Origin of the sequence: Stenotrophomonas sp. TWI1151, assembly GCF_039673135.1 — a bacterium.
GTDB lineage: Bacteria > Pseudomonadota > Gammaproteobacteria > Xanthomonadales > Xanthomonadaceae > Stenotrophomonas.
This window is the reverse complement of the sequence record NZ_JBDJLA010000001.1, coordinates 626,617-649,571: the sequence shown is the minus strand read 5'-3', so window position 1 is coordinate 649,571 and position 22,955 is coordinate 626,617. Positions and strand designations below refer to the sequence as shown.

The window sequence follows — 22,955 nt, the reverse complement described above, 5'->3', positions numbered from 1 at the left end:
ACGCATACAGGGGGAACACCATGTCCATGCAGTCCACATCCACCACCCAGGTGCCGCTGTTGCGGTCACTGGGCCTGAGCCTGGCGGCCCTGCTGCTGGGCGCCTGCGCCAGCCACGGCGAACAACGCACCACACCGTCCACTGCGACCGCCGACACCGCCGACACCGATGCGGCGAACTTCCCGGATCCCCGCAAAGCCACGTTGAAGGAGGGCCTGTTCGTGGATGTCGACACTCTGCGCCTGTTCGCCCGTGGCATGAGCAAGCGCCAACTGTACGCCCTGCTGGGCACCCCGCATTTCGGCGAGGGCATGTGGGGCGTGCGCGAATGGAACTACCTGTTCAACTTCCGCAGCAGCCCGGGCGGGGACTATTTCACCTGCCAGTTCAAGGTCGACTTCGATGGAAAGGGGATCGCCCAGGCGGCGCACTGGAAGCCGCAGGCCTGTGCGGCCGTGCTTGATCCGCCGCGCCCCCCGACGCCCCCCGCACCCGCGCCGATGCCGAGCGAGCCGCTGCGGCTGGCAGCCGACGCGATGTTTGCCTTCGACAGCGCCGTGCTCACCCCCGAGGGGCGCCGGAACGTGGACGCCCTGCTGCAGCAGGTCCGGGATGCCAGCCGGGTGCAGACCATCCAGGTGATCGGCTATACGGACCGGATCGGCAGCGACCGCTACAACCTGGTGCTGTCGCAGCGGCGCGCTGAAGCCGTGCGCGATGCGCTGGTGGCCGGCGGAGTGCCGACGGCGGCCATCATCGCCGAAGGGCGCGGCAAGGCCGATCCGCTGGTGCAGTGCGAGCAGGCGCAGCGCAAGGCCCTGATCGTCTGTCTGGCACCGAACCGGCGCGTCGAACTGTCGGGCAAGGCACTGCCGCGCTGAAGCCGCACGGGGCCGCCTGCTCACCTCTCTGCCCATACCCCGTCGGCGCACCCGTGCGCCGGCGAGGGACCGTCTTGACCTGGCGCGTCGTCCGCACAGCGTGATGTCTCCCCCGTCATCGTTCTGAAGACGGCGCGCCAGGTCATCTCTTCCTCCCACCCGGGGCGGCCGCAGGCGATCTGCGGCCGCCTTTTCCGGTTACGGCATCAGGACCTTATCGATCACATGGATCACGCCGTTGCTCTGTTTCACATCGGCAATGGTCACCTGCGCGACCTGGCCCTTGCTGTCCGTCAGGGTGATGCCCTTGCCGGCGACACGGGCGGTCAGCGCTTCACCTTCCACCGTCGTCAGGCTCGCCTTGCCACCGCCCTGCTTGATCTTGGCCATCAGATCGGTGCTGGTGACCGCGCCGGGGACGACGTGGTAGGTCAGGATCCTGGTCAGGTCGGCCTTATTTTCCGGCTTCAGCAGTCCCTCCACCGTGCCCTTGGGCAGCGCGGAGAAGGCCGCATTGGTCGGCGCGAACACGGTGAACGGGCCGGGGCCCTTCAGCGTATCGACCAGGCCGGCCGCTTTGACCGCCGCGACCAGCGTGGTGTGATCCTTGGAATTGACGGCGTTGTCGATGATGTCCTTGTTGGCATACATCGCCGCGCCGCCCACCATCGGATTGCTGTGCTGCGCGCCCATCATGGGGGCAGGGGCCTGCGCGAAGACGAGCGGGGAAGCGGCGGCGGCGAGACAGCCGATCAGTACAAGGCCTGCGAACTGGATCTTCATGACCAAACTCCCAAATGGATGCGCCGGTATGACGCACCCTTAGCTACGGCGGGAGTGTCGGGGCGGATGCACGCGGAGCACACTATTTTTCAACTGTCAGGCGCAGGTGAGGATGGTGTCTGCGCGGTGCGATGGCGGCGCCCGGGTGCGAGGTTCAGCGGCCCTGTTCGCTACTGCGGATCTGATGACGTAGTTCACGCCATCGGAAACAATCTGGACCTGTGCCATGCGCTGCGCCGTGGGGGGAGATCGGCGCAGGATGGCACGGGTCGGCGGGTCACGCACGGCCGTGCGCTAGAGGACCCCGGGAATCGGGATGGCCAGCGCTGTTTTCTCCGCCTCGCAGTTGCTGGGCTGCACACTGTTGCTGCGCAGCGACTGGATCTCCGCCCGCGCCAGCGCCATGTCGCGGTTGAAATCAGCATTGGCATGCAGGGCCGCCACCGCGCCGGCAGCGACCGCACGCCCTTCGAGCACGTCGCTCTGCCAGTGCGCGTTGCAGATCAGGCGGTTTTCACCGAACGCGCGGCCACGTGCGAGCAGGGCGTCGGCGCGGTCCGGGCTCAGCTCGGTCAGCAGCAGGGCCCAGCTCCAGCTGATGGCGGTGTGCCCGGATGGATAGGAGCCGTCGTTCCGCAGGGAGGCCTCATCGGCGGGCGCACAGGTGCCTTCCTTGTAGAACACGAAGGGGCGCGTGCGCTTGTAATGGTCCTTGGCGGCGTAGGTGGCCAGCCCGGCATCGACCAGCGTGCGCTGCAGCAGCAGGTACAGCGCCGGCGATGTCTGCTGGCTGATCGGAACCCCGAGCGCGCAGGAGAACGTGTTGGCCACCTGCGGGAAGTGCAGGTCCGAATCCGTGGTCGCCAGCGCGTACCGGGGCGTGCCTCGCAGCTGCTGCGCCGCCCGATGGACGGCCTGATCGTTGGCGAATGCCGCCGAGCCCTTGGCCGGGGGCGCCGGCAACAGGGCCAGACTGTCCGGCAGTGCGCGCCCGAGGTAGCCGGCCGGAATGCCGGGGCGCAGCTCCGGCACCGGGGCGGGGGCAGGCACGGCGGCGGGTGCAGCGGTCGGCGGTGCCGCGGTCGACCGGGGCGGAGACGACGTGCACGCCGTCAATGCGCAGGTCAGCGCGAGCAGGGCCGCGCCATGGCGGCAGCGGGAGGGCAGGGCATTCCAGTGCATGGGGCGCTCCACGGGCAAGTGTCGGTTCACTGTGTCCGGCCGATGCGGCACGTACAACCGCCTTTCTACGCGTCCGGCCTCAGTATCTTTACGGGTGCGCGACCACGCGCACCGGCGGCAGCCCGGTCGCCGCATCACCCAACGGAAAGCGCACTTCGACACGGGTGCCGCCCAGCGGGCTGGAACCGATCTGCAGGCTGCCACCCAGCAGCCGTGCGCGCTCTTCCATGCTGATCATGCCCAGCCCCGGCGCCGCCGGCGTGCTGCCCGCTACCGGCATGCCGATGCCATCGTCGTCGACCCGCAGCAGCAGTTGCTCGCCGCGCACCGTCACCAGCACATGGGCGGTACTGGCATGCGCGTGTTTGTCCACGTTGTTCACCGCTTCCTGCACGATCCGGAACAGACTCAGCTCGCGGTCGTCACCGAGCCGGGGCGGGTTTTCGATCCGGCATCGCACGCGCAGCGCGCCACGTGCATTGCGCTTGATGCAGAACGCATCGAGGGCACTGGCCAGGCCGGTGAAACGCAGGATGCTCGGATGCAGTTCGTGGGAGATCGACCGGATGTCATTGGACACCGTCAACAGCTGGTCCTGGAGCTCGACCACGCTGTGGCGTTCGGCGTCGGGAATCTGGTTGCGCAGCGTACTCAGGCAGATCGAGATCGCCGCCAGCGACTGGTTGACGTCGTCATGCAGGTCGCGCGCGATGCGTGTGCGCTCTTCTTCCTGCACCACCAGCATCCGCCCGGTCACCTCCCCCAGCCGACGATAGGCCTGCTGCAGCTTCAGGTGATTGGACAGCTTCTGTTCGGACAGCGCGCCAAGGAACAGCAGGGCGCAGCTGGTGCCCAAGGTCCACACCTGGGCGGTGATCAGGTTGCGCTCGGGTGTCCAGAAGGCAAACGGTCCTATACCGGCCATGCTCAACTGCATCGCCAGCACCGCCACGACCAGCATGCACACCGCCGCGCCGCTGACCCCGAACACGATCAACGCCCAGATCAGCAGCGGAATGGGGGCCAGCACCAGCAGCGGGGTCATGACCCCTTCGGGCCAGTCCATGCCCCAGATCACGCCGAGCACGCCCAACAGCAGCACGGCGACGGCGACGGTACGCCAACGCCAGCCGGCCCGACGTTCCGGTGTCTGCAGCACCCGCGCGATGTTGACCACCGCCGGCACGATCAGCAGGTAGCTCACGCTGCTGCAGAGCAGCCGTGTGAGCAGCACGCCCGGTGCCGCCAGCCCGCGGGGCGCATCGGGAACGACGAGCATCTGCCACCACGCCACGCATACGGGAAGCGCGATGCCCCCGAGCACGACGAACAACGCGATATCGCGATATCCCTCCAGCGGCGAACCCGTGCCGCGCCAGCGCAGCAGCAGCCAGGCCGCGGCGGCCACGAGGACGAGTTCACCGGCACTGGCCACCAGCCCACTCAGCCCGACGAACGGCACCAGCACGGACGCCAGCACGGTACCGGCCGCGGCCGCCAGCAGGCAGGTGCGCCACTGCGGGCGCGGGGTGAACAGCAACCAGCCCATCAAGAGCGGTCCTGGAATCCACAGCACGTGCAGCCGAAACCCGGGCATCTGCGCCAGCGTTGGCAACAACTGGCCGAGCAGGCAGCCGACCAGCAGCGGCACGACGTGCGTGAATGCGATGCGAAGCGCGGGTGATGGGTGTGTGGAGGTGGTGGGGCTGACCGAATCGTCCGATGCTGCTGCACGGGTGCTGTCGACAGGAGCGATGTGCGTAACAGACGCGTTGACGCGCACGTGGACCTCGGTGGGTGCGTGAGGAAGCTTCGGATCGAGGCCCGTCCCCGAGGCGCGCAACGCCTCCCCCGGACAGGTCTTAATGTGATGCGTTTCACGCTTGCGGGTCAGCGTGTCACCGCTTGTAGCGATGTCGTTTCCGCCCCACAATCGCGCCGATGTAAACAGCTTGTGCTCCGTCGCGCTATCCGATTTCCGACCTGTTCGAGGAACTGGCATGGACGAACCGATGGCCCCGTACAGCCGCTTCGTCGTCGATGGCTTCGACGCCGATGCGTTGCTGGGGGTAGTGCGCGACACCCGCTTCGAACAGCGTCTGCTCGCCGCCGGACACTTTCGCGCGTGCCTGCAGCGGCTGGTCTTTCCGGAGTTCAGCCTGGACAGTGGCGCCTATACGCTGCCGATTTTCGCCAGCGGCAGTTTCGGCGAAGGATTGATCGCACTGGCGATGGCCGTGTCCTGCCAGCAGCCGATGTGGGCCAACGGACGCTGGGTGCCCGCGGGCCAGGTGATGGTGTTCGCCGAGGACAGCGAGCTTAATGTGCGTCCGCAGCCCGGGGGCTGGCAGTGGGCCGTGCTGCTGATTCCACGCGAGGTCCTGCAGCGCGAGGCCGTGGCGCGGGTAGGCCGCGAACTGCGCCTGCCACGCCGTGGCTGGTGCAGCCGACCGGCCACCCCTGCGCACGCGCAGGCACTGCGTTACGGCGTCTTTTCCGCACTGGACACGGCCGCCCGTTGGCAGGGCCTGATCACGCCGGAGCAGCTGGCGGCGCAGTCGGCGGTGCTGCTGGGCGTGTTCGTGGATGCCGTCAGTGCCGCCGATGCCGGGCCGCAACGACGTGCCGATGGCAGCTGGATCGAACGCCACCGCGCCGCCGTGGTGCAGCGGGCCGAGGACTATCTGAAAGCCCATCTGGACCGGCCCTTCGACAGTGCCGCCCTGTCGCTCGCGCTGGGCGTGGGCGAACGCCAACTCGAACGTCTGTTTCGTGATGCCTACGGACATGGGCCCTGCCATTGGCACCAGCTGGCCCGCTTGAACCGCGCGCGCAGCGCATTGCTGCAGGCTGACGCGCACGACAGCGTGACGGACATCGCCCTGCGGCTGGGCTTCGGGCATCTCGGACGCTTCTCGGTGACGTACCGGAATGTCTTCGGGGAATGTCCACGAGACACGCTGAGACGCTGAATGCCGGCCTGAACACGCTGCGGGTCGAGCGCCGTGATGGCATGCATCGCATCACGATCCCATCACGGCGAGGCTCGCATGTTCGGCTGGCTGCAGATGCACCGGGACGACAGAACGGGATGCCATCACGCCCGGCGTAGTGGGCGATGGCGGTCGCACCTGCAGGTCAATCAGGGGAAGATTGAAACCAATGGAGACAATGCAATGGGCGTTTCGTGCGCGCAGCCGATGTCCGTACCGTTCCGCAAGGTGGTCGTCGCCGATGACCACATGCTGGTGGCGCAGGGTATCGAGAGATTGCTGATGGACTGTTTCGAATCGATCGTACTGGTGTCCTCCGGCGAGGAACTGCTGGACTCGCTACGCCGCGAATCGCCGGACGTGGTGGTCTCTGATATCAGCATGCCCGGTATCAGCGGCATCGACGTGATGCGTCAGGCCCGCAGCGAGGGCTGCCTGACGCCCTTCGTGTTCCTCACCATGCACGACGAATCGAGCATGGCGGCCGAGGCCATCCGGGCCGGTGCGCGGGGCTACATCCTCAAAAGCGCGGCCGGCGATGAACTGGTCCGCGCGATCAATGGGGTGATGGACGGCCAGACCTATGTGACCCCGACACTGGCGGCCAACGCGATCGTGGCATCGGGTCGCTGCCAGTATGTACTGACCGACAAGCAGCTGCGCATCATGGAATACGTGGCGCGCGGCCTGCGCTCCAAGCAGATCGCTTACGAGCTTGGGGTATCGGTGCGGACGATCGAATCGCACAAGTACGCGATCATGCAGGAGCTGGGCGTGCATGGCACGCTGGAGCTGGTGCGCAAGGCCGAGTTGGAAGGTCTGATCCGTCACTAGGCCGCCCGCCTGCGGATGGGCAAGTAGATTTACTTGCCCGCCACCGGTTGTTTTTCCCTTGTTACCGTACTGTGTCCGGCCACACCATCGTGGCAGGCATCGAGCGGGCGAGTGCGATGAATGCTGTCCGTGTGTTGCTGGCCGAAGATGGATGCGCGATGGGGCGGCAGCTGCGTGGCTTGCTGTCCCAGCAGTTCCAGGTGATTGGCCTGGTCCAGGATGGCGCCTCGCTGGTGCAGGCGGCGCAGAGCATGTTGCCGGATGTGGTGGTCACCGATATCGCGATGCCGGAAATGAACGGATTGGAAGCCGCACGTCGACTGCGCCTGCAACGCCCCGTGCTGGGCGTGGTGTTCATCACGGTGCATGCCGAGCCCCAGATGGTGTCGCAGGCGATGGCCCTGGGTGCGTGCAGTTATGTGCTCAAATCCGACGCAGGCGATGACCTGCTGCCGGCGGTGGCGGCCGCCCTGAAGGGTGAATCGTTCGTATCGCGCTCGCTGCGCGGCCTGCGCAAGGGCTGATCCCGCTAATGGCGAGGGCCGTCAGACCAGGATGCCGAGCAGCTTGCGGGCCAGCTCATCCACCGACATTGCCAGCAGCACCAGCGGCAGCAGAGGCACGACGGCGTGCAGGGCGATCCAGAGCAGATTCCAGCGGTTCAACGGCAGCACCGACATGCTGGCCAGGCCCTTGTAGACGCCGCTGAAATCAGCGAACGCGGATGCATCACCATGGTCCAGCAGGGAGTCCGTGTCGGCCTCCTGTCGTGACCCTGATCGCCAGCGCTGGTCGAACAGCGCCGCGGCGCGGTTGCCCAGCGCATCGAAGCGGTACAGCGCATGGCGCTTGGCCCGCATCATGCTCGGCATCATGACCAGCAGCGGCGCCACCAGCAGGAGCGTGGCACCGATGACATAGCCGGCCAGCAGGTGGCGCAGGTCATACAGACTCTCGCCCAGATAGTGAACATGGTTGACACACGCACCGGCGACCAGGATGCCGCCGGCCAGGGCGAGCACCGCGAAGCGTTCCTGCGCCATGCCCAGGAAGGCCAGACCGCCAGCGCCATCCGGGTGCTCTGCGTGCAGTGCCAGCCCTACACGCGGCAGGCGCCAGAGCAGGCCGGTCCACAGCACGAAGCGCCATAGCCAGAGCAACGCCACCAGCCGGAACAGCGGCACGGCGACCCATTCGTACCAGCGTCCGGCGGCCGTCAATGCACCGTGCTCCAGGCGCCAGTCGGCGACGCCCGGCAGCAGGCTCACGCTGTCCGTGCCGAACAGCAGCGGCAGCCATGCGATCACCACACAGAGCGCTTCAGGCAGCCAGCCATCGCGCCAGCGGCGCACCTTCGCCAGCAGCGCGGTCAATCTGCCCTGTCGCTGCGGTGGCACCAGGCCGGCGCGGGTCAGTTGGCGAAACGCATTGCGCAGCAAGGTGTCCGAGCGCGGGGCGGCAATCACCAGCAGAGGCATCGCCAGCAGTACGCGGGCGAGGGTGGCGTAGTCCCCCAGCAACGGCATGCCCGGGGGGAGCGTCCACAGGGTGCCCGCGCGCGCGGTCAGCACCACCAACGGCGCCAGCGAGATCACCACCAATGCCGCGGCCATCCACAGCGAGAGGCGGGCGGTGCCGCGCAGCATGCCGGCGGCCTGCAGCAGCCGATGCACCAGTCCGCCGCGCATCAGGGAGTAGTGGTGCTGGTCCAAGTGCATGGGGGGCCCGTGGCGAAGAAAGAGAAGGCGCGGCTGCAGCGGGCAGCGGACGCGATATCGCTGAGCATAGCGCTGCCTTTCCACGCGTTGGACGCAGTAAAAATACTGGAGAGGTTGCAGTAACAACTCGATTGTGTGGCTACCGGGCGGCGCCCAAGCTGGAGGCCTGACGCAAGGATCCCGCCCATGCTCCTGGTGATCGATATTCTGACGCGCTTCTGGACCGACATGATCGATCGCGCGGATGGCCCCATGACCTTCCGCTTCTTCCTGCAGCCGACGATGGCGCTGATCGCGGCGTTGATCGATGGCATCAAGGATGCCAAGGCGGGCAAGGCGCCCTATGCCTGGCTGATGGCGCACAGCTCTGCTGGTGACCGGCTGGTCGCCTGGCGCGAAGGGGTCACCGCAACCGCCCGCATTCTTCTGCTGGGGGTCGGCATGGATGTGATCTACCAGTTCCGCATGTTCGGCGCGTTCAAGTATCCGGTGGAAGCCTTCGTCATCGCGGTCGTGCTCGGCTTCCTACCGTATCTGATCCTGCGCGGACCGATTACCCGCATCGCCAGCTACTTCCTGCACCGCAAATGACCCCCTCACGAGACGACCAGCCGATGAGTGCCCAGGACCCCCGCGAGCAGCTGACCGAGCGTGCGCTCACCATCGAGCAGGCCAAAACGCTGCTGGGGGGTGCCGATGCCACCTCGATGGAGCTCTCCTCGCGGCGCACCGGGATGTCATTCCAGCGCACGCGCATGAGCGCGGACCGCACGCTGATGTCGATCATCCGCACGGCGCTGTCGCTGATCGGTTTCGGTTTCACCATCTATCAGTTCTTCGGCCACATGCTGGAGGTGCCCGGCGTCGGCCTGCGTCCGCATGCGCCACGCAACTTCGGCATCGCGCTGGTCGGCCTCGGCATGGTGCTGCTGACCCTCGGCATCCTCTATCACATCCGCTACATGCAGGGCCTGCGTGCCGAGCGCGAGGAGATGATCCGCGAAGGCCTGATCCACGGGGAGAGTCACTACCCGATCTCGCTGACCCTGATCACCGCCGGCCTGCTGTGGCTGCTTGGCCTGCTGGCGATCGTCAGCATGACCTTCAACGTGGCGCCGTTCGCATGAGTGTCGTGGCCGATAGCATGATCGAGCTGGCTGGCGGGGTCTTCAGCATGGGATCCAACGATCACTATCCTGAAGAGCGTCCGGCGCACAAGGCGCGGGTAGGGCGGTTCCGGATCGATCGCTACCCGGTGACCAACCGGGAGTTCGCCCGCTTCATCCAGGCCACTGGCCACGTCACCGCAGCCGAGCAGTCAGCCGATCCGCGCGACTATCCCGGCGCGGACCCGGCGCTGCTGCAGCCGGCCTCGGTGGTGTTCGTGCAGCCTCCGCACCCGGTGGACATGGGCAACACACACAACTGGTGGCACTACATTCCCGGGGCAGACTGGCGGCATCCGCGGGGTCCGCTGTCCAGCCTGCAAGGCCTGGAGGATCACCCGGTGGTCCACGTCACCTTCGCCGATGCGCTGGCCTATGCCCGGTGGATGGAGAAGGACCTGCCGACCGAGGCCGAGTGGGAATTCGCAGCGCGTGGCGGCCAGGAGAGGGGTGAGTTCGCCTGGGGCGACACCCTCATTCCCGGCGGCCGCCACCAGGCCAATACCTGGCAGGGCGAATTTCCCTGGCAGAGCCTGGATGAGGACGGCCACCGCTGGACGTCACCGGTCGGCAGCTATCCGCCCAACGGATACGGGCTGTACGACATGATCGGCAACGTCTGGGAATGGACCCGCGACTGGTATCAGCAGCATGACCAGCTGCAGGGCAAGCCGTGCTGCGCGATCGACAATCCGCGTGGCGGGCTGCGTGAGCGCAGCCACGACCCGCGCGATCGAAGCGCGGTTCCGCGCCGGGTGATGAAGGGCGGCTCACACCTGTGTGCGCCGAACTACTGCAGGCGCTACCGGCCTGCGGCGCGCATGGCGCAGCCCATCGATACCTCCACCTGCCACCTCGGCTTCCGTTGCGTGGAGCGCGGATGAACCCGAACGCCCCGCAATGCGATGCCTACCGGAGCCCCGACGATGCTTCCTCTCAAGGCGTGGCTGATCGCCATCACCGAACCGGTGGTGGTGATCATCGATGCGATGGCCCTGGTGCTGATCGCGATGGCCACCGTGGTGGTGTTCGTGAGGGCCGTGCGGCTGGCGCTGCGCGGCCACCTGACCAACGTCGAGCGCCGCGACCTGTGGTTGGGCTACGGGCGTTGGCTGGTGGCCGGGCTGACCATGCAGCTCTCGGCGGACATCATCGAATCGTCGATCTACACCAGCTGGGACGCGATCGGTCAGTTGGCCGCGATCGCGGTGATCCGCACGTTCCTGAACTATTTCCTGGAGCGCGACATCGCCGATGTCCGCGAACGTCAGCGTGCCACGCGGCCGGCGCCGGAGCCGGAGCCGCTGTGAGGTGCGTATCCATGAACCTGCACCCGTGCCGGAGGGCCACCGCATGACCATGTCCTTTCTCCGCCTGCCGCGTCGCTGGCCACTGGCCCTCGCGCTGGGCTCGCTGGCTGCACTGTCCGCCGCGCCGGCATGGGCGACCGAGGGCGCGCTCGGGCGCTCGATCACCGGCATGCAGATCACCTCGTACGCCGGTGTGATTCCGCCGGAGCCGGGCATGCAGTGGTCGCTGAGCTACATCCGCTACAACGGCAAGATCAGCGGCGACCGCCCCGCGCCCATCGCCGGGCAGATCTCGCTGGGCCTGGAGGCCGACGTGAACCTGACCGCTGCCACCGGGGTGTACGTATGGCCGACCCAGGCCGGGCGTTGGAATTTCGCCTCGATGCTGACCGTGCCGTACATCGATGCCGAGGTCACCGCCAACCTGGCAGGCCCACTGGGCAACCGTTTCCAGACCAAGGACCATGCCTCCAATCTGTTCGACGTGTACTTCGCCCCGGTGATCGCCGGGTTCCACATCAGCGAGGTGCAGCACCTTTCCTTCGGCGTATACGTATATGCGCCCACCGCCAAGTACGACCCGAACCGGCTGGCCAATCCAGGCATGAACATCTGGACGTTCTCGCCCAGCGTGGGCTACACGCACCTGTTCCAGAAGGGCACGCTGGAATTCAGTGTGCTGGGCGCCACCGACTGGTACACCCGCAACGACGATACCGGCTACAAGAACGGCGTGGTCGCACGGGCCGATGCGCTGCTGGTCAAGCGCACCGCCAGTGGCTGGGGGTTCGGGGCGGCCGGTGGCTGGATCCAGCAGTTGCAGGACGACAAGGGCGACACCGCCGACCGCCTGGGGGGCTTCAAAGGCCGCTCGTTTGGTATCGGCCCGGTGCTGACCTACGGCAAGAAATGGTCCGGCGGCGAGCATGTGGATGTGTCGTTCCGCTATGTCGGCGAATTCAGCGTCAAGAACCGCTTCGAAGGCGACCCGTGGAGTCTGTCGATCAGCGGCGGCTTCTGATCCCGGTCGCCTGACGGCGGCCACCTGTTTACCGTGCCATGGAGTAACGGTCATGTCCTCTGCCATTCCCCCGGTTGCGTGGTCGGCCTGCCTGATGCTGGCGGCGCTGGCGCCCGTCGCGCACGGCGCCACCCGTGTTGCCACTCCCGTCTCCCCCCCGGCTGCACCGGCCGACGCGCCCGAGCGCGATCCCGAGGCGTTGGCCGCTCTGGACCGCATGGGCGCTGCGCTGCGTGCGCTCAAGCAGTTCTCGCTGACCTCCGATGCCAGCACCGAGATCGTGCTGGAGGACGGCCAGAAGGTGGAGCTGGATGGTGTGGTGACCTACAAGGTGCGCGCCCCGAACCAGCTGTTCCTGGAGCTGCGAAGCGATCGCCAGCTGCGCCAGCTGTTCTACGACGGCAAGGCGTTGTCGCTGTATTCGCCGCGCCTGAAGTACTACGCCCAGGTGGACGGACTGAACAGTACGCTGGGCGAACTGGTGGACGATGCCGCCGCCCGCTATGGCATCGACATGCCGCTGGCCGACATGTTCCTGTGGGGCACCGACAAGGCGCCCAAAACCGCCATCCGTGGCGCGCTGCACATCGGCGGTGGCACGGTGGACGGCGAGGCGATCGAGCAGTACGCGTTCAAGCAGGATGGCGTGGACTGGCAGCTGTGGGTCAGCAAGGCCACCGCATTGCCGAAGAAGCTGGTGATCACCTCACTGGATGATCCGGCGCTGCCGCAGTATCGCGCCCACCTGCGCTGGGACACGCGCAGCGCCGTGCCCGCGACCGCCTTCCAGTTCACGCCGCCGGCCGATGCGGCCCGCATCAAGCTGGTGCCGGTCGCGGTGGTCGTCACCGATGCTGGGCAGGAGAACTGACATGCGTATCGTGATCAACCGCTTTTTCGTGGCCTCCTCCCTGGCGGCGGGCATGCTGCTGGTGGTGTTGCTGGCCGTGTCCGCATCGGCGAGCGCGCAGCGCAGCGGCTTCCATGGCGGTGGCGCGCGCGCCAGTGCGCATACCAGCATCAACCGCCCGGTGCAGCGCCCGCAGGGCGGCAACGTGAACCGCGGGGCCAACATCAACCGCAACATCGACAGCAACCGCACCGTCAATCGCAACGTGAACCGCAACGTCAATGTGGATGTGAACTACCACGACGACCACTGGAACCACTGGGACGATCATCCCTTCGCCACCGCTGCAGCGGTGACGGCGGGCGTGGCCGTGACCTCGGCGGTGATCGGTTCGATCGTCAATTCGGTTCCGCCCAGCTGCGTGACCACGGTGATCAACGGCATGGCCTACCAGCAGTGCGGCAATGTCTGGTATGAGCCGCGCTATGCCGGGACCACCGTGCAATACGTGGTGATCAATCCGCCGCGTTGACTCGGTAGTTTTTCCCGCCTCTCTACCGTAGTTATGCGCATTACGCGTGGCCGGCAGTGCACTACCGTGGGGCTGGAACCACTGGCCACCACGGCCCGCCCCAGGACGGCTGCGACCGCAGCGCGTCTTTCCATCCCGCCTTTGGAGACTCGCGTCATGAAAGCCTTTGCCATCGCCGTCCTGGCGACTTCTCTGGTCGCCTGTGCATCCACTCCGACCGTCAAGACCGACTTCGATCCGTCAGCCAGTTTCGCCTCCTACAAGACCTATACCTGGGCGATGAAACCCCAGGCGAGCTCGCCGCTGGTGCAGCAACGCATCATCGACGGCATCAACGCACGCCTGCAGGCCAAGGGCCTGCGCGAAGCGCCCAACGGCGACATCGCCCTGGCGGCGCATATCGCCACCGGTCAGAAGCAGACCCTGGATACGTTCTACTCCGGGACGGGCATGGGCGGCTGGGGCTGGCGTGGCGGCGGCTGGGGTGGCGGGATGGCCATGGGTAATGCCACCACCACGGTGCACACCTATGACGTCGGCACGCTGGTCGTGGATATGTTCGACGCCAAGACCAAGCAGGCGGTCTGGCGCGGCACCGCCAGCGGCACCGTGCCGACCTCGCCGGACAAGGTCAACGCGGCGGTGGAAGCCGGCCTGGACAAGCTGTTTGCTGCGTTCCCGCCGGGCACGACCGCCGCACGCTGATCACTGCGGCACGGCCTGAGATGCGTTCAACCGCGTGGGCCCGCGCCGGGCTGTTCCCTCCCACCGGCACGGGCCCGCGCACTTGGCTTCCCATCCCCGAGGTGCCCCCGTGTCGATCGGCCATGCCGTATGCCTGCTCTCGCTGTTGGGCGTGCTCACGCCCTGCGCCGCGATTGCCCAGCAGCCCGCCGCTCCATCGCCTGCGCCGGCGCCCGCGGCCGCTCCGGCGCCACGGGCGTCCCTGTTCCGTGACGCCGAAGACGGCCGGTTCGACATGTCGCGCTGGTTGCTGGAGCACCGCGGCTTTCTGCCGGTTCCGATCATCGTCACCGATCCGGCCGTCGGCAACGGCGGTGGCGTGGCGCTGGCGTTCTTCCACCGCCCACCGTCCTCGGGGGCGACGGGCGAGGACGGTGCCCCGAAGATGGTTACGCCGGACATCTACGGCGGTGGGGCCATGCGCACCTCCAACGGCAGCGAAGCGTATGGCGTGGGCGCCTCGCTCCACTTCGACGATGACCGTTGGCGCTACCGCGGCGGCGTGGCCAAAGCGTCGTTCAACCTGGGCTTCTATACGCCCGGCACGGTGCTGCCCGCGCAGAAGATCGACTACAACATGGACGGCCTGATGTCCTTCCAGCAGGGCTTCCGGCGCCTGGGTGACCGCAATCTCTATGTCGGCCTGGCCTGGATCTACATGGATCTGGATATCGGCTTCGATGTCGCCTCCGACCGCGATCGTTTCCAGCCACACGAACTGTCCAAGCGCAGCTCCGGGCTGGGCCTGTCGCTGGAGTACGATTCGCGCGACAACCCGTTCACTCCTTCCAGCGGCTGGCTTGGCATGATCGAAGGCAACGCGTATCTGCCGGGGATCGGCAGCGATGCCAGTTTCCAGAGCTATCGCGGGCATGCCTACGGTTACTGGCCGATGGGCAGGCATTTCGTGCTCGGCGCGCGCGCGGATGCCCGCTGGGCCAACGGTGACATTCCGTTCTATCGACTGCCCTACATCGACCTGCGCGGCATCGGCTCGGCGCGTTACCAGGACACGCGGGCTGCGGTACTGGAGAGCGAGCTGCGCTGGAACATGACCCAGCGCTGGGCGCTGATCGGCTTCGTTGGTGCGGGGCGCACCTGGGGCCGGCACAACAGTTTCAGCGACGGCGCCAGCCAGGTGTCGAAAGGCGCCGGCGTGCGCTATCTGATCGCCCGCCAGCTGGGCATGCATGTCGGCGTGGACTATGCGTGGGGCCCGGAAGACGACACGTTCTACATCCAGGTCGGCAGCGCGTGGCGCTGAAACGCCCCGGGCACCCGGCGTCGCGCGCCTCGGCGCTCGCAGTGGCGTGGCTGTGCGCCAGTGGCGCCGTGTCGCCGCTGCAGGCTGCCGAACCGGTGGTCGCTGCCGCGCCCGCAGGCCAGGCAGACCACTGCGGCGTGCGCGGCCCGGGTGACACCCGGCCACGGATCGGGCTGGCGCTGGGCGGCGGCGGCGCACGCGGTATCGCACACGTGCGCATCCTCAAGCAGCTGGAGGCGCTGCATATTCCGGTGGACTGCATCGCCGGTACCAGTGCTGGCGCGCTGGTCGGTGCCTTGTACGCGTCCGGCTCCACGCCCGAGCAGATCGAGCAGCTGGTGCTGAGCACCGAATGGCTGAGCCTGTTCACCGACACCCTGCCACGCCGTGAGCGCTCGCTGCGGCGCAAGGCTGACGATTACGCACAGCTGGCACCGATCGGCATCGGGCTCGGCGGCGAGGGCAAGGCGGTGGCACTGGCCGGGGGTGTCTCCGAGGGCGAAAAGCTGATCGCCCTGTTCGAGCGCGCCACCGGCGGCGGCCGGGTCAATGGCCGCTTCGATGACCTGCCGATCCCGTTCCGGGCGGTCGCCACCGACATCAATACCGGCATGCCGGTGGTGCTGGCCGAAGGCAGCCTGCCGATGGCGATGCGCGCGAGCATGTCCTTGCCGGGCATCTTCCGGCCGGTGGTGATCGACGGGCACGTGCTGCTTGATGGCGGCCTGTCCAACCAGGTGCCGATCGACGTGGTGCGCGCGATGGGGGCCGACCGGGTCATCGCGGTGGACGTCGGCACGCCCTTGAGCGCGCTGAATCGCGACGCCAGCCTGGTGGATGTGATCAGCCAGCTGAGCGGCTTCCTGACCACCCGCAGCGCGCAGGCACAACTGGACAGTCTGGGCGCGCAGGATCTGCTGATCTCGCCCGATCTGACCGGCAAGGTGGCCACCGGCGATTTCGACAAGGCGCCCGAGGCGTTGCGGATCGGCCAGCTCGCCGCCGACCAGGCCGCGCCGGCGCTGCAGGCGTTCGCGCAGGCGCCGCAGGAGTACACCCGACTGGCCGCCCAGCGTGCCGGTCGCACGCATCCGGTGGCACCGGCCACCATCGACTTTGTCGAGGTCGACAACCACACCGGCTATGCCGATGCGCTGCTGCTGTCCTATCTCCCGGTCCAGGTCGGCGCGCCGCTGGATATCGAGGCGATGCAGGCCGGTGTACTGCGCGCCTACGGCATGGGAACGCTGGCCAGCATCAACTATGAGGTCAAGGAGCGTGACGGACGCACCGGCGTGGTGGTGTCCGCGTATGCCAAGCCCAACGGACCGGTGTACCTGGAAGCCGGGCTCAGCCTGAGCAACGATCTGGAAGGCAACCACGAAAGCAACCTGCGCGCCGGCCTGCTGTTCTCGCCGCTGTCGCCCTACGGTGCCGAAGCGCGTATCGCCCTGCAGATCGGCAGCGAGCCGGGTCTGACCGGCCAGTACTATCATCCGTTCGATCTGCACGATCGTTACGCCTTCCAGGCGGGCGGCGGGTTCCAGACCCGCAGCTTCAATCTCTACGACGATGCCGGCGACAAGATCGCGCGCTATCGCGTGCGTCGTACCGGTGCGACGCTGGCCGTGTTCCGCAATGTGTCCAATGTGCTGGCGCTGTCGGTCGGCGTGCAGCGGTATACCGGCAATGCGGAGGTGGAAGTGGGCGACCCCACCATTCCGCGGGTGAACTTCGACGAGGGCGCGTGGATCGCGCAGGCGACCCTGGACGATATCGACAGCGTGTACTTCCCGCGCGATGGCTATCTCGTCACGGCGGGGACGTATCAGTCCAGCCCGAGCCTCGGCGCAGATGCCCGCTTCGGGCAGATCGATCTGGATGCCGTGGCCGCCAGATCGTTTGGCAAGCATGCGCTGCAGCTGGGGCTGCGCTATCACGTGACCGCGTCGGGCACGGCGCCGGTGCAGAACCTCTACCGCCTCGGTGGGCGCTGGCGGCTGGCCGGGTTCCAGCACAACCAGTTGACTGGCCAGGACTATGCGCTCGGGTTCGCCGGCTATACCTATGAGCTGGGCAAGCTGTTGGGCCGCTCGGCGCAGGTCGGGGGCACGGTGGAGTACGGCAATGCCTGGCAGCGGCGCAGCGACATGTCACTGAGCGACGGCATCTGGAACGGCAGTGTATTCCTCGGCTTCGATTCGTGGGTCGGCCCGTTGATCTTCGGCATGGGATTCCGCGAAGGCGGCGAGAACGTGCTCTTCATCGAGCTGGGGCAATCGCTGTGATGCCGGCCCGCGGCCGGCCCAAACCGGGGGGGCACGCCTGCCGGGGTAGTGCCGGCCGCGGGCCGGCCGCGCGGGCCGGGCGCACACGCAATTCACAGGGAGTGCCGGCCGCTGGCCGGCAGCGCGGGCAGGGCGAACACGCAATGCACAGGTAGTGCCGGCCGCTGGCCGGCAGCGCGGGTCACCACACCTGCGAGAGAATTACCCCGAGCGCCCCGCACCAGCACACGATCACGAACCAGGCCAGCACCGCATTGGCACTGATGCCGCGGTGGCGGACGAACAGGCTCAGCACCAGCGCCGCCACCAGGGGCAGCACGAACAGGCTGACGATCCAGACCAGCGGATGGCCATGCATGGGAACTCCTTGGCCTGCCGGCTCAGTTCAATGTCTTGTCGGGGTAGTAGCGGGTGCCTTTGACGGTCAGCTCCGCCGCCAGGCCGCTTTCGGTCATCTGGTACACCCAGACGTTCTCGGAAATCTGCACCGCGCCGGTGAGTCCACCGCCGGCCTTGTCCACCTTCGCTGCCAACGTTGCCTGGCCGCCGATCTCGATGCCGCGGGTGATGAAGTCCTGGTACGCCTCGGGCGTCTTGAAGACCCAGACCAGGTCGAAGGTCTTGGCGCCAAAGCCCAGGCCCGCCTGGATCTCGACCATGCGCATGAAGGTCTCGCGGCCGCTGCGGTTGTCGATGGCCACACCATGCCCGCCGCCGCCGCCGGCAATCAATACCTTGACCCCGAAGCTGCGGAAGACCGCGTAACCCGCCGATTGCTCCACGGCCTGGCGTGCACCGGGCTGCGCGGCATACAACCGCGAGAGCACTGCGGCGGTGGCGGTACGCGCCTGGTTCTGCGCCTCGATCTTTTCGGTGGAGGGCGGTGCGTCACTGCGTGCGGGCGTGGAGGTGCTGCAGCCGAGGGGGGCCACGCCCAGCAGGATCAGGGCGGTGCCGACAAGAAGAGAACGGTTCATGGGAAGCAGCCTCATTCGGGAAAGACCAGGGTCACGATCAACCGGCCGGTCCAGCGACTGGCGTACTGCGGCCGGTCCACGTTGTAGAAGCCGCCGACACCGATGCTGATCGGGGTATGCCCGAGCCTGAGCACTTTGGAGACGGTGGCACCCAGCGGTACCGTCCAGGCATCGCCGCTGGCCGCCTTCCAGTTGTAATTGGTTTCCGAGGTGACACTGAGTGACCAGCCACCGGGCAGGTTGCGGGTCACGAACGGCTGCACGCTGGTGCTGCTGACATCCTCGCGGTCGTCATCGCCGGCAACGGACCAGACATGGTTGGCCAGTGCGCCGACGGTCCACGCCTTGGTCTTGTGGACCAGGATGAAGGCCGGGCCGAGCGAGTACTTGCCCGTGCCCAGACTGTCGTGCGAAGCGGTGTCCAGCAGCGCGGCGAAGCCGTAGCCGAATTCGGTGCCATGCGCTTCCGCCGCGGTCTTGGGGATGTAATACCCCTGCACGAACAGATCGCCGGTGCCGTGTTTGTCCTGCGGAAACTGGTTCCAGCTCAGCGGCAGGATAGGGCGCAGGATGAACTTGCCGCTGTCGCCGACGAACGGAATCACCGGCTGGATCTTCAACTGCTGGTTGTGCGCGTCGCCGCCAGGCCCGACCGAGCCTTGGTAGTTGTACTGGAACGGCACGGAGATCAGCGCCGCACCGGGATCGGCCAGCTTGCGTGCGATGTCGTCGGAGGACGCCGATCCGGCCGGCGCCTGCTGCGCGGCGAGGGGCGCGGCACCCAGCAGGGCGAGCAGCGCCAGCCAGGCCCGATGCCGCCGACACCTCATCGCGGCGCATCCACGACGATGTACTGCACGGTGGTGCCCGCATAGCGCGGCTGATACCAGGCGTTGTCGCACTGCTGGTAGCCGATGCCATTGACGACGACCGTGCTGCAATCCACCGGCAAGGAGTACACCACCGAGCCGATCACGGCCGACGTGACGGCCACGCCTGCGGTGAACGCGGCGGCGTCCCAGAACGGATGGTCCCAGTACGGCGGCGGGGGCGGTGGAGGGGGTGGCCCGGGCGGATGCGGCCCGGGGCCAGGACCGGGTCCAGGTCCAGGGCCAGGGCCTGGGCCTGGTCCAGGACCTGGAGGATGAGGTCCCGGGCCGGGACCCGGCCCCGGAGCAGGGTGGGGACCGGGACCTGGGCCAGGATGCGGGCCGGGCTCCGGGCGCGGGCCCGGACCGGGATGCGGGGCGGGGCCAGGCCCCGGCGGGTGCGGCGCGAACCCGCCGCCTCCATGAGGCAGACCGCCGCCGCCGAAGCCGCCGGCATGGGCGATCGAAGGATGGGCAAAGCCGCGCAGCCCGGGGCGCGCGTCGGCGTCGGCAGGCAGCAGCGCGGCGCCGAGCATCAGGGTCATCAGGGCCGGGGCCAGCGTGGCGCGCAGGCAAGCGGAACGGTCCATGCTCAGTTCTCCCCGTCAGTGGTCTGTACGGCCAGCGCGACCGGTACGAACACGATCTTCGTCGCGCCCTTGGGATCGAACGCCAACTCCCTGGCGGTCACCGCGCGCCGCGTATCCCAGTTCAACGTGGCCTGGTAGGTCGGCAACGCGGGGTCGCTATGGCTGGTGATCGCCAGCTGGCGGGGCAGGTGGGTCGCGTCGGAAATCCAGACCTGCCAATCCACCCCGGGTTGCCGGAAGGCGTAGTGCTGGGTTGCCTCGCCACCGATGCGGGCGCTGCCGATGCGCAGCGCGGACTGCAGCTGATCGGTCGGAAACGCCGGCGTGCCCCACAGGAACAGATCCGCCAGCGGCAACTCGATGCCATACGTCGTCGCCGATTCGGTCAACAGCGCCTGGCTGCTCTTGTTCAGGCCATCCAGCGTGGCGTAGTACTTGAGTCGCGGCGAGTAGATCGTCAGCGCCTTGCCGTCGTAGAACAGCTGGCGGTGCTGGTCCTCGCTCTGTATCTCCACGAAGAAGTGGTCCGGTCCCAGCACGCGATACGCGACGGTGCCCGGCAGGGCGATCTTCTGGCCATCATCGAGCACGTACTCGGTGCTGGTGGTGGCGTTGAGGGTGAAGTGCGGCAGCGCGCGCAGGGCTGCGCCCATGCGGGTGAGTGCCTGTACGGCCTGGGCATCAACGCTGGCCGCCGCGGGCTGCGCCGCCAGCGGAGGAGGAAGCAGGAGCAGGGGTCCGATCAGGACCAGCGCCAACAGCAGGCCCGATGAGGTGCGCGGCATGACAGTCTCCAGAGTGTCGTCAGTGGGGCGCGCGACGGGCCGACCCTGCTGACACTCTGCGCACCGCCCACGCGACGGACAACCGGAGTTACACGGTAAGTCGCTAGGTATTTATACGCAGGCACCGGCATCGCGCCGCTGCCTGCGTGGTGGGCTCAGGGGGTGCGGGCGGAGGGCGGTCCACCCGCGGCGATCCAGGCGTCCACGGCCTGGCTGACCACCGTCATCGGCATGGCGCCGTTGCCCAGGATCAGGTCGTGGAACGCACGGATGTCGAAGCGGTCGCCCAGCTCCCGGCGTGCCTGCTCGCGCAGTTCCAGCAGCCGCAGTTGGCCCATCTTGTAGGAGGCGGCCTGACCGGGCTGCACCAGGTAGCGGTAGACCTCGATGCGCACATCCGCCGGGGTCATGCCGGTCTTGTCCTGCATGTAGGCGATGGCCTGCTCGGGGGTCCATCGTTTGCGATGCAGGCCGGTGTCGACCACCAGCCGCACCGACCGGAACATCTCGGCCTGCAGGCGGCCCAGATCACCGGCGGGGTCGTCGCGGTACACGCCGGTCTCGGCCATCAGCTGTTCGGCATACAGTGCCCAGCCTTCGCTGAAGGCGCTGGGATTGAGACTGCGGCGGAGCATCGGCAGCGCGGTCAGGGTCTGGCCGATCGAGATCTGGAAATGATGCCCCGGCGAGCCCTCGTGATAGGTGAGGGTGGGAATGCTCCAGCGCGTATTGGAGGTGATATCGCCCAGGTTGATGAAGAAGGTGCCCGGCCGCGAGCCGTCCATCGCCGGTGGGTAATAGTAGCCGCCGGGCGAAGTGGCCTGCATGTGCGCGGGTACCGGTTGAACCAGCAGCTCCTGCGTCGGCAGATGGCCGAAGTAGGTCGGCAGGATCGGATCAAGATCACGCAGGCGCTGTTCGATGTCGCCGATCAGCTGCCTGCGGCCGGCGTCGCTGTCCTCATACAGGTAGCGCGGGTCCTTGCGTAGCTGTTCGATGCGGGCGGCCACGCTGCCCTCGCGCAGGCCCAGCTGCTTCAGGCGGTCATCCATCGCCGTGTCCAGCCGCGCCACTTCGCGCAGGCCGATCTGGTGGATCGCATCGGCATCCAGGTCGGTGCTGGTATACCAGCGCAGCGCGGCATCGTAGTAGGCCTTGCCATCGGGCAGTGCCCACACACCGTTGTTGCCAGGATGGGTCGCCAGCGTGGCCTGCACGTTGTCGAGCAGGCGTTGATACCCCGGGTTCACCGCGTCTCGCACCGCAGCGGTGGCCTGCGCGATCAGTTCAGCGCGCCGGGCCGCCGGGATGGACGGGACCTTGTCCAGCTTGCGCTGCAACGACTGCACCCACAGGCTGTCCTGCGGCGCCGGTTTCAGCAGGGCACGGTACTGGTTGGCCGCCCCTTCCAGCGCAACCGCCGGCGGCACCACGCCCTGTTGGGCCTGCATGTCGACGTTGGCGCGGACCTGGTCCAGCTTGGTGCCCATCGCCTGGAGCCGTTCAATGTAGCGGCGGGCGCTGGTGTCGTCGGTCACCGCATGCTGGTTGTCCATGAACTGCGGCAGGTTGACCGGCAGGCTGAACAACTGGTCGATCGCGTAGGTGCTGCCGCCGACCGGCAACCAGGCCGCGGCCCATGGCACGGCCATCAGATCGATCTGGGTCTGGTAGAACCAGCGCGCCAGGCCGTCGCTGAGGCGTTGCTGCGGATCCAGCGGTGCACCTTTCCAGGCACGGATCTGCGCCAGGTTGTCGACAAGAAAGCGGCGGTTGATCGCGCGCCGGGCCAGCGAGACGTCGGTCAGCTGGCCGGACAGATCACCGCCTGCATCGTCGCTGATGCCGAGCATCGTGCGCAGTTCCGGATCGGCGTTGATCGCGGCCATCGTCTGCGCATCGAGCAGGGCATTGAACGAGGGGGTGGCCGATGTGCTCGCCGTGGACGGGGCCTGCGCATGTGCGTCGGCTCGCGGCAGCAGCAGTGCGCCGGCGATGGCCAGTGCGAGCAGGACAGGAACACGGCGGGCAGGCGAGGTCGTAATCACGGGGCGATCTCCGTTGGCGGCAGGCTGCGGGCAGGCTACGCCTGCACAGGTGCGGCTGCACCTGCAGATTGTCATGTCTGCGCAGGCGGGCAGATGCGGGCAGGGTACAGGCACTGCCGG

23 protein-coding genes and 1 pseudogene are annotated in these 22,955 nt (G+C 67.4%); 14 read left to right on the top strand and 10 right to left on the bottom strand.

From position 1 onward, the window contains the following. Positions 1 to 26: 26 nt before the first annotated feature. Positions 27 to 881, top strand: a complete 855-nt coding sequence (locus ABE422_RS02805; RefSeq protein ID WP_313211447.1) for an OmpA family protein — start codon at positions 27 to 29, stop codon at positions 879 to 881. A 198-nt stretch (positions 882 to 1,079) separates the two neighbouring features. Here ABE422_RS02805 and ABE422_RS02800 read toward each other — a convergent pair. The 3 genes and pseudogenes from ABE422_RS02800 to ABE422_RS02790 all read right to left on the bottom strand — a co-directional run. Next, positions 1,080 to 1,559 (bottom strand): annotated as a pseudogene (locus ABE422_RS02800) (fasciclin domain-containing protein); the annotation flags it as partial. Positions 1,560 to 1,958: 399 nt separating this feature from the next. After that, the gene (locus ABE422_RS02795) at positions 1,959 to 2,846 is read right to left on the bottom strand and encodes a phosphatase PAP2 family protein (RefSeq protein ID WP_346482418.1); all 888 of its coding nucleotides are present in this window, start codon (positions 2,844 to 2,846) and stop codon (positions 1,959 to 1,961) included. An 88-nt stretch (positions 2,847 to 2,934) separates the two neighbouring features. Further along, positions 2,935 to 4,497: a sensor histidine kinase gene (locus tag ABE422_RS02790; RefSeq protein WP_346482417.1), complete on the bottom strand. Its 1,563-nt coding sequence runs from the start codon at positions 4,495 to 4,497 to the stop codon at positions 2,935 to 2,937. A 349-nt stretch (positions 4,498 to 4,846) separates the two neighbouring features. Between ABE422_RS02790 and ABE422_RS02785 the strand changes: the two genes are divergently transcribed. The 3 genes from ABE422_RS02785 (at position 4,847) to ABE422_RS02775 (ending at position 7,197) form a co-directional block, all read left to right on the top strand. Continuing rightward, positions 4,847 to 5,818: a helix-turn-helix domain-containing protein gene (locus ABE422_RS02785; protein WP_167390386.1), complete on the top strand. Its 972-nt coding sequence runs from the start codon at positions 4,847 to 4,849 to the stop codon at positions 5,816 to 5,818. Positions 5,819 to 6,022: 204 nt separating this feature from the next. After that, positions 6,023 to 6,673 carry a response regulator transcription factor gene (locus tag ABE422_RS02780; protein WP_346482416.1) on the top strand — a complete coding sequence of 217 codons (651 nt, stop codon included), beginning with the start codon at positions 6,023 to 6,025 and terminating at the stop codon, positions 6,671 to 6,673. A gap of 116 nt (positions 6,674 to 6,789) precedes the next feature. Continuing rightward, positions 6,790 to 7,197, top strand: a complete 408-nt coding sequence (locus ABE422_RS02775) for a response regulator transcription factor (protein ID WP_070470723.1) — start codon at positions 6,790 to 6,792, stop codon at positions 7,195 to 7,197. A gap of 21 nt (positions 7,198 to 7,218) precedes the next feature. Here the strand turns inward: ABE422_RS02775 and ABE422_RS02770 are convergent, their stop codons facing one another. Beyond that, positions 7,219 to 8,391, bottom strand: coding sequence for a hypothetical protein (locus ABE422_RS02770; protein WP_146027620.1), 1,173 nt, complete (start codon positions 8,389 to 8,391; stop codon positions 7,219 to 7,221). Positions 8,392 to 8,577: 186 nt separating this feature from the next. Here ABE422_RS02770 and ABE422_RS02765 point away from each other — a divergent pair, with 186 nt between their 5' ends. The 10 genes from ABE422_RS02765 to ABE422_RS02720 all read left to right on the top strand — a co-directional run bounded on the left by ABE422_RS02765 (position 8,578) and on the right by ABE422_RS02720 (position 17,566). After that, complete coding sequence (locus tag ABE422_RS02765) at positions 8,578 to 8,982, top strand: hypothetical protein (protein ID WP_083298698.1); 405 nt, start codon at positions 8,578 to 8,580, stop codon at positions 8,980 to 8,982. Then, entirely contained in the window at positions 8,979 to 9,518 is a 540-nt protein-coding gene (locus tag ABE422_RS02760) for a DUF202 domain-containing protein (protein WP_254427870.1), read from the top strand. Before ABE422_RS02765 ends, ABE422_RS02760 begins: the two co-directional genes overlap by 4 nt. Next, entirely contained in the window at positions 9,515 to 10,441 is a 927-nt protein-coding gene (locus ABE422_RS02755; protein ID WP_346466178.1) for a formylglycine-generating enzyme family protein, read from the top strand. Before ABE422_RS02760 ends, ABE422_RS02755 begins: the two co-directional genes overlap by 4 nt. Before the next feature lie 42 nt (positions 10,442 to 10,483). Next, on the top strand, positions 10,484 to 10,867 hold the full coding sequence (locus tag ABE422_RS02750; RefSeq protein ID WP_121036991.1) for a DUF1622 domain-containing protein: 384 nt from the start codon (positions 10,484 to 10,486) through the stop codon (positions 10,865 to 10,867). Between the two features lie 43 nt (positions 10,868 to 10,910). Beyond that, a complete protein-coding gene (locus ABE422_RS02745; RefSeq protein ID WP_346482415.1) occupies positions 10,911 to 11,888 on the top strand; it encodes a transporter in 978 nt (325 codons plus the stop codon). Between the two features lie 52 nt (positions 11,889 to 11,940). Continuing rightward, positions 11,941 to 12,759: a DUF2092 domain-containing protein gene (locus tag ABE422_RS02740; protein WP_346466176.1), complete on the top strand. Its 819-nt coding sequence runs from the start codon at positions 11,941 to 11,943 to the stop codon at positions 12,757 to 12,759. Position 12,760: 1 nt separating this feature from the next. Then, the gene (locus ABE422_RS02735) at positions 12,761 to 13,270 is read left to right on the top strand and encodes a hypothetical protein (RefSeq protein ID WP_070470733.1); all 510 of its coding nucleotides are present in this window, start codon (positions 12,761 to 12,763) and stop codon (positions 13,268 to 13,270) included. 156 nt (positions 13,271 to 13,426) lie between these two features. After that, positions 13,427 to 13,975 carry a DUF4136 domain-containing protein gene (locus tag ABE422_RS02730; RefSeq protein ID WP_070470735.1) on the top strand — a complete coding sequence of 183 codons (549 nt, stop codon included), beginning with the start codon at positions 13,427 to 13,429 and terminating at the stop codon, positions 13,973 to 13,975. Positions 13,976 to 14,084: 109 nt separating this feature from the next. Further along, the gene (locus ABE422_RS02725) at positions 14,085 to 15,278 is read left to right on the top strand and encodes a BamA/TamA family outer membrane protein (protein WP_346482414.1); all 1,194 of its coding nucleotides are present in this window, start codon (positions 14,085 to 14,087) and stop codon (positions 15,276 to 15,278) included. Beyond that, positions 15,269 to 17,566 carry a patatin-like phospholipase family protein gene (locus tag ABE422_RS02720; protein WP_346482413.1) on the top strand — a complete coding sequence of 766 codons (2,298 nt, stop codon included), beginning with the start codon at positions 15,269 to 15,271 and terminating at the stop codon, positions 17,564 to 17,566. The genes ABE422_RS02725 and ABE422_RS02720 overlap by 10 nt, the downstream gene beginning before the upstream one ends. A gap of 181 nt (positions 17,567 to 17,747) precedes the next feature. Here ABE422_RS02720 and ABE422_RS02715 read toward each other — a convergent pair whose 3' ends face one another. From ABE422_RS02715 to ABE422_RS02690, 6 genes are all read right to left on the bottom strand, one after another. Further along, positions 17,748 to 17,924, bottom strand: a complete 177-nt coding sequence (locus ABE422_RS02715) for a hypothetical protein (protein ID WP_167390385.1) — start codon at positions 17,922 to 17,924, stop codon at positions 17,748 to 17,750. A gap of 22 nt (positions 17,925 to 17,946) precedes the next feature. After that, a complete protein-coding gene (locus ABE422_RS02710) occupies positions 17,947 to 18,543 on the bottom strand; it encodes a YSC84-related protein (protein WP_346480894.1) in 597 nt (198 codons plus the stop codon). 11 nt (positions 18,544 to 18,554) lie between these two features. Further along, positions 18,555 to 19,373 carry a hypothetical protein gene (locus tag ABE422_RS02705; RefSeq protein ID WP_346466172.1) on the bottom strand — a complete coding sequence of 273 codons (819 nt, stop codon included), beginning with the start codon at positions 19,371 to 19,373 and terminating at the stop codon, positions 18,555 to 18,557. Then, complete coding sequence (locus tag ABE422_RS02700) at positions 19,370 to 19,537, bottom strand: DUF6515 family protein (protein ID WP_217350029.1); 168 nt, start codon at positions 19,535 to 19,537, stop codon at positions 19,370 to 19,372. Before ABE422_RS02700 ends, ABE422_RS02705 begins: the two co-directional genes overlap by 4 nt. A gap of 467 nt (positions 19,538 to 20,004) precedes the next feature. Beyond that, complete coding sequence (locus ABE422_RS02695) at positions 20,005 to 20,787, bottom strand: DUF2092 domain-containing protein (RefSeq protein WP_102789324.1); 783 nt, start codon at positions 20,785 to 20,787, stop codon at positions 20,005 to 20,007. A gap of 155 nt (positions 20,788 to 20,942) precedes the next feature. Further along, positions 20,943 to 22,835, bottom strand: a complete 1,893-nt coding sequence (locus tag ABE422_RS02690) for a DUF885 domain-containing protein (RefSeq protein WP_346482412.1) — start codon at positions 22,833 to 22,835, stop codon at positions 20,943 to 20,945. Between the last annotated feature and the right edge of the window lie 120 nt (positions 22,836 to 22,955).